10 protein-coding genes are annotated in these 13752 nt (G+C 70.2%); 3 read left to right on the top strand and 7 right to left on the bottom strand.

The features are described from left to right. Nucleotides 1-55 precede the first annotated feature (55 nt). The gene (locus F9278_RS46590) at nt 56-217 is read right to left on the bottom strand and encodes a hypothetical protein (RefSeq protein ID WP_193241887.1); all 162 of its coding nucleotides are present in this window, start codon (nt 215-217) and stop codon (nt 56-58) included. On the opposite strand from F9278_RS46590, the gene F9278_RS42270 reads away from it, so the two are divergent. The 3 genes from F9278_RS42270 to F9278_RS42260 all read left to right on the top strand — a co-directional run bounded on the left by F9278_RS42270 (nt 197) and on the right by F9278_RS42260 (nt 4634). After that, nucleotides 197-955, top strand: coding sequence for a helix-turn-helix domain-containing protein (locus F9278_RS42270; RefSeq protein WP_226967174.1), 759 nt, complete (start codon nt 197-199; stop codon nt 953-955). The two genes, F9278_RS46590 and F9278_RS42270, sit on opposite strands and share 21 nt — an antisense overlap. 291 nt (nt 956-1246) lie before the next feature. Then, a complete protein-coding gene (locus tag F9278_RS42265; protein WP_319023132.1) occupies nt 1247-2314 on the top strand; it encodes a LacI family DNA-binding transcriptional regulator in 1068 nt (355 codons plus the stop codon). A 133-nt stretch (nt 2315-2447) separates the two neighbouring features. Continuing rightward, nucleotides 2448-4634: an RICIN domain-containing protein gene (locus tag F9278_RS42260; RefSeq protein WP_319023131.1), complete on the top strand. Its 2187-nt coding sequence runs from the start codon at nt 2448-2450 to the stop codon at nt 4632-4634. 81 nt (nt 4635-4715) lie between these two features. Here F9278_RS42260 and F9278_RS42255 read toward each other — a convergent pair whose 3' ends face one another. The 6 genes from F9278_RS42255 to F9278_RS42230 all read right to left on the bottom strand — a co-directional run bounded on the left by F9278_RS42255 (nt 4716) and on the right by F9278_RS42230 (nt 13742). Beyond that, nucleotides 4716-7070, bottom strand: a complete 2355-nt coding sequence (locus F9278_RS42255; protein ID WP_152173048.1) for a glycoside hydrolase family 3 N-terminal domain-containing protein — start codon at nt 7068-7070, stop codon at nt 4716-4718. A gap of 89 nt (nt 7071-7159) precedes the next feature. Continuing rightward, a complete protein-coding gene (locus F9278_RS42250; protein ID WP_193241885.1) occupies nt 7160-8098 on the bottom strand; it encodes a carbohydrate ABC transporter permease in 939 nt (312 codons plus the stop codon). Next, nucleotides 8095-8946: a carbohydrate ABC transporter permease gene (locus F9278_RS42245; RefSeq protein WP_152174455.1), complete on the bottom strand. Its 852-nt coding sequence runs from the start codon at nt 8944-8946 to the stop codon at nt 8095-8097. Before F9278_RS42245 ends, F9278_RS42250 begins: the two co-directional genes overlap by 4 nt. A 47-nt stretch (nt 8947-8993) precedes the next feature. After that, nucleotides 8994-10235, bottom strand: coding sequence for an ABC transporter substrate-binding protein (locus F9278_RS42240; RefSeq protein ID WP_193241884.1), 1242 nt, complete (start codon nt 10233-10235; stop codon nt 8994-8996). Between the two features lie 342 nt (nt 10236-10577). Further along, nucleotides 10578-12125, bottom strand: a complete 1548-nt coding sequence (locus tag F9278_RS42235) for an amidase (protein ID WP_152173046.1) — start codon at nt 12123-12125, stop codon at nt 10578-10580. A 150-nt stretch (nt 12126-12275) separates the two neighbouring features. Beyond that, nucleotides 12276-13742 carry a substrate-binding protein gene (locus tag F9278_RS42230; RefSeq protein ID WP_152173045.1) on the bottom strand — a complete coding sequence of 489 codons (1467 nt, stop codon included), beginning with the start codon at nt 13740-13742 and terminating at the stop codon, nt 12276-12278. Between the last annotated feature and the right edge of the window lie 10 nt (nt 13743-13752).

The following is a 13752-nucleotide window of genomic DNA, read 5'->3' as shown; positions in this document are numbered from 1 at the left end:
TGCTCACCGGCTCGCCTCAACTATCACCGCTTTGACAGCGAAGCGCACGGTAGAGTCAGGCATGACCATGGTCGAAATGGGACAGGTCCCAGTGATCGAGCGATACTATCGCAACCCGACCCAGCCGGATCTGCGACTTGAGGTCCTCCCCTTCGCGGATCTCGCACGCCGCCTCCCGGTCGAGGAATTCAGGCGCGTGCACCGGCTCGACTTCCACCAACTCACCTTGGTCCACGGCGGCGAGGGAACCGGGATGGTGGACTTTCTCGACATCCCGCTGCGGCGGGGCACCCTGCTGCACATCCGGCCCGGACAGGTGCAGCATCTGCCGACGACACCGAGCGGCGAACCTGCGGACCTGGACGCCACAGTGATGCTGTTCACCCCGGACTTCCCGCCCAGGCTGCCCACGACCATCCGGGTGACGGACGATCCGACCGGCCCCGCCCTCTGGCAGCTCTCCCCCGAGGATGGCGGGCGTCTCGTCCGGGCCGTCGCGGACCTCGCCGTCGAGTACGCCGCGCTGCCGGGGCGGGACCCGGAGATCTCCAAGGAACTGCTGCGGCACCTGCTCGCCGCGCTCCTGCTGCGTATCGCCACGCTCCCGGCCGCCGACGGTCGCACCCGAACACCGGTGGAAGAGCCGTACCGCCTCTTCCGGCACGAACTGGAACGTTCGTTCGCCATCCTGCGTCAGGCCCACGACTACGCCACCCGGCTCGGCTACTCCCTCAAGACGCTCAACCGTTCCTGTCAACGGGCCACTGGCCACACCGCCAAGCAGCTCATCGACGCGCGGGTGACTCTGGAGGCCAAACGCCTGCTGGCACACACCGATCTGCCCGTCGCATCGATCAGCCGCCGACTCGGCTTCACCGAACCCACCAACTTCAGCAAGTTCTTCACCCGCGCGACCGGACAAGCCCCGGGATACTTCCGCGACGCCCAGCGCTGACCGCTTGTCATTCGCCGGCATACGCGAACGCCTGTCCCGCAAGGGCCGACGGGAGCCCGGGGCAGGTGCTGCGAGGGCGTCCCGGCGCCGGCCGCGTTCTGAGGAGGTTCATGGTCTGAGCCGGAGACGGGTCGATCCGGACCCACAGTCACGATCACTGTCCGGTCAGTGACGCGGCCTCGGTCTTCGTGGAACAGCTTCAGATCAGACACTGCTTGCCTCCCGGCACCACGCGCCGTTACCGTGCGGCGAGATTTCCGAGCAGACAAGCGGTGCAGTCCGGGCGCATCGGTGTTCGGCGCACGGAACGGACATCGAGTGGCGGGTCGAGGGAAGGGTCGACAGGAAGCGCAGCATGGTCTGCTGACGAGCATCGCCGCCGAGGCGGGGGTCTCCCTCAGCACCGTTTCCAAGGTGGTGCACCGGCGCCGTGACGTGGGCGCCGCGACGCGGGTACGGGTCGAGGAGCTGCTGGAACGGTACGCGTACGTCCGCCCGTGGGAGCGGGATCCCGCGGCCCCTCGGCAGATCATCGTCGTCTTCCGTGACCTGTCCGGCCCGTACACGCTGGAGGTCGCCCGGGGCATCGTGGACGCGGCCGGAGAGCTCGGCATCGACGTGGTCACCGGGACGACGGGCCGGCGGTCGATCTCGGGGTGGCTGGAGGAGTGTGTGGCGCTGGGCGCGGCCGGGATCGTGATCGTGATCTCGATGCTGGCCGAGGAGGACCAGAGGCGGATCGTCGAGCAGCGGCTGCCCGTGGTGCTGATCGACCCGCTCAGCGCGCCGTCGGAGGACATCCCCAGCATCGGCGTGACGAACTGGAGCGGGGCCCGGGAGGCGGTTCAGCACCTGCTGGGCCTCGGGCACACGCGGATCGGGATGGTCGCGGGCCGCTCGCACTCCCTGGCCGGGGCGGCACGCCTGCACGGCTATCGGGCGGCGCTGGGCGAGGCCGGAATCGGCTACGACCCGGCCATCGTGCGCTCCACCGACTTCGACTACACCGAGGCGCTCGCCGCGTGCCTGCAGATCCTGCGGGCCGACGACCCGCCCACGGCCGTCTTCGCGGCCAGCGACGCGCAGGCGCTCGGCGTACTGGAGGCGGCCCGGCAGCAGGGGCTGGCCGTGCCGGAGGACCTGTCGGTGATGTCGTTCGACGACACGCTGGTGGCGGCCATGGCCTGCCCGCCGCTCAGCGCGGTGCGTCAGCCGTTCGAGGAACTGGGACGGGAGGCGACCCGGGTGCTCATCGAACTCGCCGAGGGTCGGCCACCCCCGTCGACGCGCATCGAACTCAGCACGGAGCTCGTCCTGCGCACCTCTACGTCCGTTCACCGCCGCGTCAATACCGCGTGAACCGATTTTCCGCGAAACCATTTCGCAACGTGCCGGTGACAGTGAGATGTCCCTTGCGAATACTGGCGTCCTGCTCCGTATCCCGAACCCATTCGTGGAACGAGGACGCCTGCTCCCCGTGAAAGGACCTTCGTTGACAAGACCCTGGTCACGAAAGGTTTTCGCCTCGGCGACAGCCTTCGCGATAGGTGCGGCATTCGCCATTGCCTCCGCGACAACCGCGTCGGCGTATCAGCCGAGTCCCGCGAACCTGTATACGGCGAACAACACCGCCGCGTGCAACAAGAACCCCTGCGTCCTCTACCCCAAGTCGGCCCAGCTGCCGAGCGGGCGGATCGTCGCGGCGTTCGAGAACAGCCAGACCGCCCCGGTGGGGCAGACGATGCCTCTCCACAAGAGCGACGACGACGGTACGACGTGGGCGAAACTGGCCGACATCCAGGCCCCCGCGTATCTCTCCGGCGACTCCGCGTACGCGAAGTACACCAGCAACTGGACCAACCCGTATCTCTACGTCCTCCCGCAGGCCGTCGGCTCCCTGAGTGCCGGCACGCTGCTGCTGGCGAGCATCGTCTCGGGCGACGACGCCTACTACCAGGAGCAGAAGGCCGCGAACTCCAGCTGGACGCCGTCCGGTGACGGCGACCGCAAGGACGTGGCGCTCGCCCTCTACGCGAGCACGGACGACGGCGCGACCTGGAGCTTCAAGAACATCATCGAGGCCGGCGGCTGGCAGGGCGGCAGCGCCGGAGCCGTCGGCCGGGTCTCGGCGGCCAACACCAACGCCCAGGTCGACCCCATCTGGGAACCGCACCTCCTCGCCCACAACGGCAAGCTCATCGCCTACTACTCCGACGAGAAGGACTACACCGGCTACGACACCACCACGGGCGCCCCGACCCTCGACCCGGACAACGACACGGCGACCGACTCCGGCGGCCAGGTCCTCCTGCACCGGACCTGGGACGGCACCAGCGCCTCGGCCTGGAGCAGCCCGGTCGTCGACGTCCCCGGCTCCACGGTGAGCATGGGCGGCGGCAAGACGGAGATCGGCGGCGGCCGGCCCGGCATGACGACCATCGCGCCCACGACCGACGGCAAGTGGCTGCTGACGTACGAGTACTGGGGCGGCGGCACCAACGTCCGCTACCGGATCTCCGACGACCCGCTGAAGTTCTTCTCGGCCACGGACGCCGCGATCACCGCGCTGCCCGTGCCCTCGGGCGGCAACAAGCTGTCCACCGGGGGCAGCCCGGTCCTCCTGCCCATGCCCGACGGCCGGATCGCCTACAACGCGTCCGGCAGCGGCAGCGTCTGGGTGAACGAGTCCGGTCTGAGCACCGGCACCTGGAAGCAGTACCAGACGACCATCGCCTCCGGTTACAGCCGCAACCTCCAGTACGTCGACGGCACGGGACGCGTCCTGATCCTCCAGGCCTCCTGGAGCGGCGGCAGCGTCGGCCCCGTGAAGTACGCCGAAGTCGACCTCGGCCGCTCCGACGGCACCTACTACAGCCTCGTCAACCGGCTGACCGGCCAGGTCCTGTCCACCGCGTCCGGCAAGACGCAGGACGCCAACCTCACCGGCGACACCCCCGACCTCGTACTGAGCGCCGACTCCGCCGCCGCCACCCAGCGCTGGCACATGACCGCCAAGGGCAGCGACACGACACTGCTCAACAAGGCCGGCGGCCGTGCGGCAGCCATCTGGACCGGCAGCGCGACGGCCGGGCAGAAGCTGGCACAGTGGGTCGACGACGATGCCACCGACAAGAAGTGGACCCTCGTCTCCACCACCGACGGCTACTACCGACTCCGCTCGGCCCGTAACACCAGCCTGTACATGACCGGGGCCACCGCGGGCGGCTCCGTCACCCTGGCCGCGTCGGCCTCCGACGGCTCGCAGGAGTGGCTGCCGGTCGCGGACCCGCTCCCCACGGCCTCGACCTTCACCCTGAAGGGCACCAACTCCGGCCGCTGCCTGGACGTCCCGAACGGCCAGACGGGCGTCCAGGTCCAGGTCTACGACTGCTCGGGCAACGCCAACCAGACCATCACCCGGACCACGGCCGGTGAGCTCCGAGTATCCGGCAAGTGCCTGGCCGCCAACGCCGACGGCACCACCACGGGCACCAAGGTCATCCTGTGGGCCTGCAACGGGAAGACCAGCCAGCAGTGGGCCTTCCGGGTCGACGGCACCATCGTCAACCGCTCCAACGGCCTGGTCCTCGACGTGAACGGCGCGGGCACGGCCAACGGGTCGAAGGTCCAGCTGTGGACCGGCCTGGGCAGCACCAACCAGACCTGGACCCGAAGCTAGACCCACGACAGCACGACGAAGCGGCGCCACCGGTCGGACGGACCGGTGGCGCCGCTTCGTCGTGCTCCGGGAAGGGCTCGCTCACTCCCGCTCGACCGTTACGGGCACGGCATGATGCCGAAGCACCGTCGCGTCACGCTCCGCACCGACGAGCCGGACGACTGCCCGCACCGGTGTGTCGAGGCTCGAAGAGCCGGCGTGGAGCAGGATCTCCCCGGCCTCGACGATCCTTCGGCCGTCCAGGCCGGCGAAGGCCAGGCGGTCGGTGTGGACGTGAAAGCGGACCGTCGCCTGTCGGCCGGGGGCGAGGGCTACCTTGGCGAAACCCAGCAGGGAGCGTACCGGCCGAGTTACCTGGGCGACCGGGTCGATGGCGTACAGCTGGACAGTCTCGGCGCCCGCGACCGCCCCCGTGTTCCGTACCCGCGCGCGGACCGTGAACCCGCCGTCCGTCGGCACCTGTTCGCGGTCGACGGCGAGCAGGTCGATCTCGAAGTCGGTGTACGACAGCCCGTGCCCGAACGGGAACGCGGGTGTCGGGTCGAGGTTGGACAGGAAACTCTGCCGGTCGCCGAGGGGCGGGTGAAGGTAGGTGTACGGCTGACCGCCCGGGGAGAGGGGGATCTGCACGGGCAGCTTGCCGCTGAAGTTGGCGCGGCCGGACAGGAGCCGGGCCACCGCCCGGCCGCCTTCCTCCCCCGGCAGGAAGACCTGGACCATGGCCGCGGCGGCGGACGCGAACCGGCCCACGGCGTAGGGCCGACCGCTGTTGACGATCAGCACGACGGGCTTCCCGGTCGCCAGGACGGCCTCCACCAACTCCTCCTGAACACCCGGCAGCCGCAGATCCTCCACGTCACAGCCCTCGCCGGAGGTGCCGATGCCGAACATGCCCGCCTTGTCGCCGACGACCAGGACGGTGAGGTCGGCCGCTGCGCTGGCTTCGACGGCAGCGGGGATCCCGGAGCGGTCTTCGTCCCGGACCGGGCAGCCGTGGGCGAACTCCCAGTGAACGGAGGGGAGTTCCTCGGCCAGTGCGGTGCGCAGGGAGGCCGCCTCGACGCCGTTGCCGAGGTCGTCGCGCTTGGCCAGGACGTGGTTGGGGAAGCTGTAGCAGCCGAACATGGTGCGTACGTCGTCCGCGCAGGGGCCGATCAGCGCGATCCGGCCGCCGGACGGAAGGGGCAGGGTGCCGTCGTTGGAGAGCAGGACTGCGCTCGACTGCGCCACGGCGTGGGCGAGTTCGCGGTTCTCCGGCTTGTCCAGGTCGAGTTCGCCCGCGCGCAGTGCGGCCGGCCGCGGGTCCCAGTCCGGATCCAGGAGCCCCAGCTCGGCCTTCTGCCGCAGCACCCGGCGTACGGCCCGGTCGACCAGGCCCTCGTCGACCGTGCCTTGTTCCACGGCGTGCACGAGGGCGTCGCCGAAGCCGCGCTGGTCGGGCAGTTCGACGTCCATCCCCGCGCTCAGGGCGAGTGCTCCGGCGTCGACGAGGTCGGCGGCCACCCGGTGGGCGCTCACCAGGAAGGGCAGCGACCAGTAGTCGGAGACGACGGTGCCCTCGAAACCCCACCACTCGCGCAGGACTTCGGTCAGCAGCCACCGGCTGGCGGCCGGGGCCTCGCCGTCGATCTCGGCGTACGAGTTCATCACGGAGCCGACACCGGCCGCGACGAGCCGTTCGAAGGGCGGTAGAAGGACGTCGAGGAGTTCGCGGCGGCCGGCGTGCACGGGGGCGTGATTGCGGCCGCCCACCGAGGCGGAGTACCCGGCGAAGTGCTTGAGGGTGGCGTACACACCGGCGCTCTGCAGCCCGGTGACGTAGGCCTCCCCCATCTCCCCGACCAGGTACGGGTCTTCGCCGTAGGTCTCCTCGCAGCGGCCCCAGCGGTAGTCGCGGATGACGTCGACGACCGGGGCGAGGCCCTGGTGGACGCCGGCCTCCGCCATGTCGGCGCCGATGGCCGCGCCGACCCGCCGGATCAGCTCCGGGTCGAAGGTGGCCGCCATGCCGAGCGAGGTGGGGTAGATGGTCGCGCCGTAGGCGGTGAAGCCGGTCAGGCACTCGTCGTGTGCCATGGCCGGGATGCCGAGCCGGCTCTGGGCCGTGATCTGCCGCTGCCGCCCGGCCAGGGCCCGGGAGTGTTCCAGGGCTGGCCGGGGCAGGGTGCCGTACGGGCGGGTGAGCTGGCCCAGGCCGTGGCGGGCCGTCTCGGTGAGGTCGCCGACGCGGTCGAAGATGCTGGTCCCGGGGGCCACTTCGGGGCCGGCCGGTTCGACGTCCTCCCAGGCGCTGCTGAGCTGTGCGACCTTCTCCGGAAGGGTGAGCCGGGCGAGCAGGGCCTCGGCCCGCTCGCGCGTCGACAGGGTGGGATCGGTCCAGGGTCGGCCGTCGTCCTGCGGGAGGGCGCCGCCGTGGTCCGGGATGGTGGTGGTCATTCACGACTCCTGGGGGGGGTGCGCGGGCACGCCGACCAGACCGGGCGCGCTGCCCGGCCTGTGTACGCGGCGAGTCCCCGTTGAGCGGGCTACTTGGAGAAGCCGGCGGTGAGCCCGGCGACGAGCTGGCGTCGGGCGAGGATGAAGAGCGCGAGCATCGGCAGGGTGGAGAGCACCACCGCGGCCATGGTGGCCGGTACGTCGATGCCGAACTGGCCCTTGTAGAGGGTCAGGGCGAGTGGGAGTACGGCCTTGTCGCCGCTCTGGGTGAGGATGAGCGGGAAGAGGAAGCCGTTCCAGACCTGCAGCCCGTCGTAGACGGCGACCGTCATCAGGGCCGGGCGGGCCAGCGGGGCGGCGAGCGAGAAGAGCATGCGCCAGTCGCCGGCGCCGTCGACGATCATCGCCTCGAACAGCGAGCGGGGCACATCGCGCAGAAAGCTCACCAGGATCATGACGGTGATCGGCAGCGCGAACGCCGCCGAGGGAAGCACGATCGCGAGGAGGCTGTCGTACAGCCGCATCTTGATGATCAGCAGATACACCGGGATGATCACGGCCTGGAGCGGGATCGCCAGGCCCAGCAGATACAGCCGGAAGGACACCCGGGACAGACGGCCGCCGGCCCCCCGGACGATGGCGAAGGCGGCCATGAGGGCGACGGCGACGGTCAGCACGACGGTCGCCACGGTCACGATCACGCTGTTGAACAGGTAGGTCGTGAAGTCGCCTGCCAGGACGGTCCGGTAGTTGTCGAGCGTCGGGTGGCCGGGCAGGGCCAGTGGGCTGTCGGCGGTGAAGTCGGCGCGGGTGCGCAGACTGGTCACCACCAGCCAGTACACGGGGACCACGACGATCGCCGCCCACAGGAGCGTGACACCGCCGGAGAGGGCTCGGCGTACCGTGCCGACGACCGTACGGCGCCGAGGAGAACCGGGCCGCGCGGGCGGTGCCGACCGGTCGGCGCCTCGGTCGTGCCCAGCGCCCGTTCGGGCAGCGTGGCGGGCTTTGGTGACGGTGGTGCTCACATGCCCTCCTGCTGGCTGTCCATCCGGGTGAAGCCGGACAGTCGGGTCATCAGGAGCGACAGGGCGAGGCCGAGGACCACCAGGAGGGTGGCGACGGCGCTGGCCCGGCCCATGTCATGGGCCTGGAATCCGGTGATGTACATGGCGAGGGGCAGCACACGGGTGGCCGTACCCGGGCCGCCGGTCCCTCCCGAGAGGACGAAGATCAGGTCGAAGTAGGTGAGCGAGCCGACCAGCATGAGAGTGCTGGAGGTGACCATCGTGTACTTCAGCTGCGGCAGGGTGATGTGCAGGAAGCGGGTCACGGGCCCGGCGCCGTCGAGGGCGGCGGCCTCGTACAGGCTGGTGGGGATCTGCCGGATCCCGGCCTGGTAGAGCAGGGCGTGGAACGGCACGAACTGCCAGGCGATCACGAAGATCACCGTGTAGAGGGCCAGGTCCGGGGAGCCCAGCAGCGGCTGGGCCAGCCAGTGCAGGCCGGGTGTGGCGCCGATGCCGAAGGACGGATCGAGCAGCGCCTGCCAGGTCAGACCGATCGCCACCGCCGACAGCAGCAGCGGCAGGAAGAACAGCACGGAGAACAGCGCCCGTGCCCTGCCCCTCGGTGCCTGGAAGACACCGAGGGCCAGCGCGACGGGGGTCTGCACCAGCCAGCTCACCAGCATCACCTTGACGGTGAGGCCGAGGGCCTGCCAGGTCGCGCCGTCGGTCAGGACACCGCTCCAGTTCGCGAGGCCCGCCCAGCCGACGGAGCCGAGACCGTCCCAGTCGGCGAGACTGAGCACCACCACGCCCACGAGGGGAACCAGGCCGAACAAGCCGAAGAGGAGCAGGGCGGGGGCGGCCATCAGGAGGCCGGTGGCGCCTCCTCCATGGCGCGCGGGAGCGCTGGCGGTCACGATGCCGCCTTGCTCATGTTCACACCGAACTCGGCGGGCGGGATCTGACGCAGGAACGACTTGTCGGTGTTGGTCAGCAGCGGGTCGGCCTGGTCGGACGGCAGGGCCTGGTCCCAGGAGAGCTGGAAGCTCGGCGCGGTCCGCACCAGGTTGTAGACGAAGGTGAGCCATTCCTTGTCGGTCGACGACTTCACCGCCGCCAGCTTCGTCTCCAGACCCTCGACCGGCGGCACGCTGCCCGCCGCGAGGTAGGCGTCGACCTGGGAGTCGTTGAGCACATAGTCCTTGAAGTACGTCAGGGCGGCGTCCTTGTTCTTCGTCGACGAGTTCAGCGACAGGAAGTTCGAGGGGTTCCCGACGATGTTGCTCGCCTTGCCGGCGCCGTCGGGCAGCGTCGGAAAGGCGGTGTAGCCGAGGTCGCCGTTCTTGAGGAAGCCGGGCGCGGCCTTGGCGATGTTGGCGTACTCCCAGGTACCCATCAGCGTCATCCCCGCCTTGCCCGTGTAGAGCAGGGCGGTCGACGCTCCCTGGTCGTAGGTGACCGAGGAGGCGTTGTCCCCGAAGGCACCGGCCTTCGCCAGGTCCTGGAGGTACTGGTTGGCCTTGGTGACCGAGTCGTCCTTCCACATCGAGGCGTCGCCGGAGGCGATGTTGGTGAACACCCGGGAGCCGCCCTGACGGTCGAGCAGGTACTCCAGGTACATCAGCGTCGGCCACTTGGAGTTCGCGGCGAGGGACATCGGCACGACATCCCTCGCCTTCAGCTTCTTCACCGCGGTCAGCAGGTCGCCGTACGTCTTCGGCGGCTCGACGCCCGCGTCGGCCAGCACCTTCTTGTTGTAGTAGAGGACGACCGGGGCGAGGCCGTTGGCGGGCACGCCGTAGACCTTCCCGTCAAAGGTCGCGCTCCCCATCACACTCGGGGTGAACCGGTCGATCTCCGCATCGGACTGGGTCAGCGCGTCGACCTTGCCCGCCTTCACGTAGTCGTTCAGCGCGCCGCCACCCCAGCTGAAGAAGATGTCCGGGGCCTGGTTCGCGCCGAACGCGACCCGCAGCTTCTGCTTGTAGTCGTCGTTCGCGAACAGCCGCAGGGTGATCTTCTCGTCCGGATGATCCTCGTTGTAGGCATCGACGGACTCCTTGAGAATCGCCTGGTCGTTCAGCGCCCACATCGTCAGGCCCTTCGCGGACGAGGTGGTCGACGGACCCGAAGTCCCGCACGCGGCAAGGCCCATGACCGCGACGAGAGCGACGGCGGACGCGACGGCTCGACGTGTTCTCGCCCGCCCGAGTTCTCCACTGACCGGGATTCTCCACATGGTTGTGCCTTTCGTCGTTCCACATGCTTCTGGGAGGCAGGCCAGATCGGAGACGGTCCGAAATCCTTTCGGATGTCCGCTGACTGCGGACTGCCTGCTGGCCGGGACACTGACACGGAATTCACCGGCGCGACAAGCACGGAAAATGCCTCGGTTACGAAAAACTTTCGCGAATCACCCTCAGTCGGGAGGGACGGCGGCACCTCACCCGCGCGGCCGGGACGTACCGGGGGCGGTACGTCCCGGCCGCGGGCGGCCTCACACCAGGCCGGCCCGGACGCGGCTCGCGGACGGGAACCCGCCGACCGCCTGCTCGTAGGTGTGCGCGACGCGCAGCACCGTGGCGTCGTCGAAGCGCCTGCCGGTGATCATCAGGCCCGCCGGGAGACCGTCGACGAGACCGGTCGGCACACTGCACGACGGATGGCCGGTCACGTCGAAGGGCGCGGTGTTGCCGATCATCGACAACGCGGTATACAAGTAGTCGGCCAGGGAGACGTCGGCGGGCGGGATCTCCTTGGCCGTGTAGGGGACCGTGGGCATGACGAGCACGTCGTAGCGGGCCAGCGCCGCGTCGTAGGCCGCACGGACCTCCGGGACGAGGCGGCGGGCCATGCCGTAGTACTTCCCGCCCCCGGCCTCGTAGGTGTAGCGGCCGGACAGTCCCACGAGCTTGACGGTCCTGGACAGCGCGGCGCCGTGATCGACCCGCCCACGGGCGTAGTGGGCGATCAGCTCCGGGTCGTAGAAGTCCTCGATGTTCATGCCGTAGGCGTTGCCGTCGAGCATCTGGTGGGCGGCGCCCTCGGTCGCGATCACGTTCCACACGGCCAGGGCGTCCCGGTGCCAGGGGATCGACACCTCCTCCACGGCGAGTCCGGCCGAGCCCAGGACATCGACGGCGGCGCGGACGGCGTCGTCGACGCCCGGATCCGACACCGGCGACCCGAAGCCCTCCGTGAGCACTCCGACGCGCAGGCCCACGGCCGGTTCGGCGAGTGCCGCCAGGTAGTCCACCGGTTCGATCACGTCGGGCTGGCGGGGGTCGAAGCCGTCGACGCCGGCCAGGACGCCCAGCATCGCGGCCGCGTCGGCCACGGTGCGGGTCATCGGGCCGACATGGTCGATGGTCCGCTCGATGGGGAAGGCGCCGGTGTAGGGCACCAGGCCATGGGTGGGCTTGTGCCCCACGATGCCGCAGAAGGCGCTGGGCAGGCGGATCGAGCCTCCCTGGTCGCCGCCGAGGGCGAGGTCGACCTCACCGGCCGCCACGAGCGCGGCGCTGCCGCTGGACGAGCCGCCCGTGTTCCGGCTCTCGTCCCAGGGATTGCGCACCGGGCCCGGTTGCGAGGTGAAACTGGCGCCCGAGAAACACAGGTCCTCGCACACGGACTTGCCCGCGATCGTCGCGCCGGCGTCGAGCAGCCGGCGTACGGCGGTGGCGTCCCGGCGCGGGACGAAGCCCTCGACCGTACGCGAACCGTTCATCATCGGTACGCCCGCGACCGCGACGTTGTCCTTCACCGCGACCGTACGGCCGGCGAGCGGGCCCTCGGCGGACTCGGTGACCGAGGTCTTCACATACCAGGCGCCCAGCCGGTTCTCGCCCGGTGTGGGCGATGTCCAGGAACGGTCCGGGACCGGGGGAGCCACGTTCTCGTAGAGCCGCTCGACGGTCGCCGAGGCGGCGAGGGTGCCCGCGACGGCGGGCACGAACTCCTCAAGTTCCTCAGTGGACAGACCGAAGTGGAAGTGCTCGTCGATGGCCGCCAGGCGAGCGGCGTCGGGCGCGGGGAGCGATGACATGGGACGACTCCTTCAGGACAGAAACCCGGTGGAACAGGCTCAACCTAGAACATCGCGTCAATGAGTCAATACTTATTGACGTAACGTCCGGGTTAACCGGCCGTCCACGCTCCCCGGGCGACCCGCCCTCTCCCCCCTCGCCCGGCCGGGCTACAGCGAGGCCGGTCGCAGTCCGGCGCCCGTGGCCTCGGAGACGAAGAGGTGCTGAGCGACCCGGCCGCTGTCGTCCAACGTGACGGTGCCGCGCGGCAGTTCGAAGCTGCCGTCACGCATGGCCGCGGCGATCAGCCTCGGTTCGTCCGCGCCGACGCGGCGTGCGGCGGACCACCAGATGTGCACCGCTTCGAAGACCGATTCACTCAGGGTCGACAGCGGTGACGCCCAGCGGCCGAACGCCTCCCGGTAGCGGTACAGAAGTCCGGCGTTGTCGGACGAGGCCAGCTGCTCGACGTAACCGGAGACGGCGTACAGACCGGGTGCGGCGTCGGCTCCCACATGCTCCAGCGTGGATTCGTCCATGGCCGGCGCGAGCGTGACGCACCGCTCCCGCAGCCCCATGGCAAAGCACTGCCGCTCGAACGCCGCCGCGTCCGCGCCCACGAACGTGGACAGCACGATGTCCGCCCCCGAGGCCGTCACCGACTCGATGAGCTCCGTGAAGTCGCTCGTACCCAGCGCGGCGAACCGCTCCCCCACCAGCTGGGCGCCCGACCTCGGCAGGATCCGGCGGGCGGCCTCGTGCGTGCTGCGTGGCCAGCAGTAGTCGTTGCCCGCCAGGAACCAGCGTTTTGCGCCGACCGCCCGCATCAGCGGTCCCGCCGCCGCGGCCAGCTGGTCGGCCGGCCGTTCACCGAGCTGGACACGGAGCGGGCCGGCCCCACCGCCCTCGTTCATCTGGGGCTGCACCAGGAGCACCTCGGTGTCGGCGAGCGTGCGCGAGACCGCGAAGAAAGTGGCGGAGGTCCCGGCGACCAGGATCGTGCGGCAGCCGGCCCGGACCAGCCGCCATGCCTCGGCCACGCCGACGGCGGGGTCCGTGGCGTCGTCCCCGACCAGCAGCTCCACCGGCCGGCCCCGCACCCCGCCCTCCGCGTTGATCTCCTCGACGGCGAGCGTCGCCATGTGGTCCGTCGCGCCCCCGAACAGGCTCGCCGGACCCGATTTGCTGGTCAGCAGGCCGAGCCGTGGATTCGGCGAGGAGGCCCGGCCGGTCGGCAGACCCCGGCGCCGCATCAGCCACTCCAGTCCGACCTCGTCCAGTTCGGCGAACAGCCGGACCCGCGTCCCGCCCCGGTCGGCGTCGAAGCGCAGCTTGATACGGCCCCGCCACGGCTGGTCGTGCACGATCTCGATACGGCCGCCCGGTCCGGCCCGGCCACGGGCGTGCTCACGCACCGGTGACGGCGGCCGCACCACGGCGATCCGACCGATGATCTCCACCGTGTCGGCGCCCTGACCACCGAGCGGAGCCGCCATCCGCACCGCCGCGCCCACCGCGACGCGGTCGCACACGGCGTCGAAGAGCCAGCCCGCTCCCGTACCCGCCCCGAACAGGCCGAACGTCGTGACCGGCGATGCGGCGGTCCACTCCTCGGCCGGCAGCACGAGTGCGGCCATCACGTCACCT

Origin of the sequence: Streptomyces phaeolivaceus, assembly GCF_009184865.1 — a bacterium.
GTDB classification, from domain to species: domain Bacteria; phylum Actinomycetota; class Actinomycetes; order Streptomycetales; family Streptomycetaceae; genus Streptomyces; species Streptomyces phaeolivaceus.
This window is presented reverse-complemented; position numbering and strand designations above follow the sequence as displayed.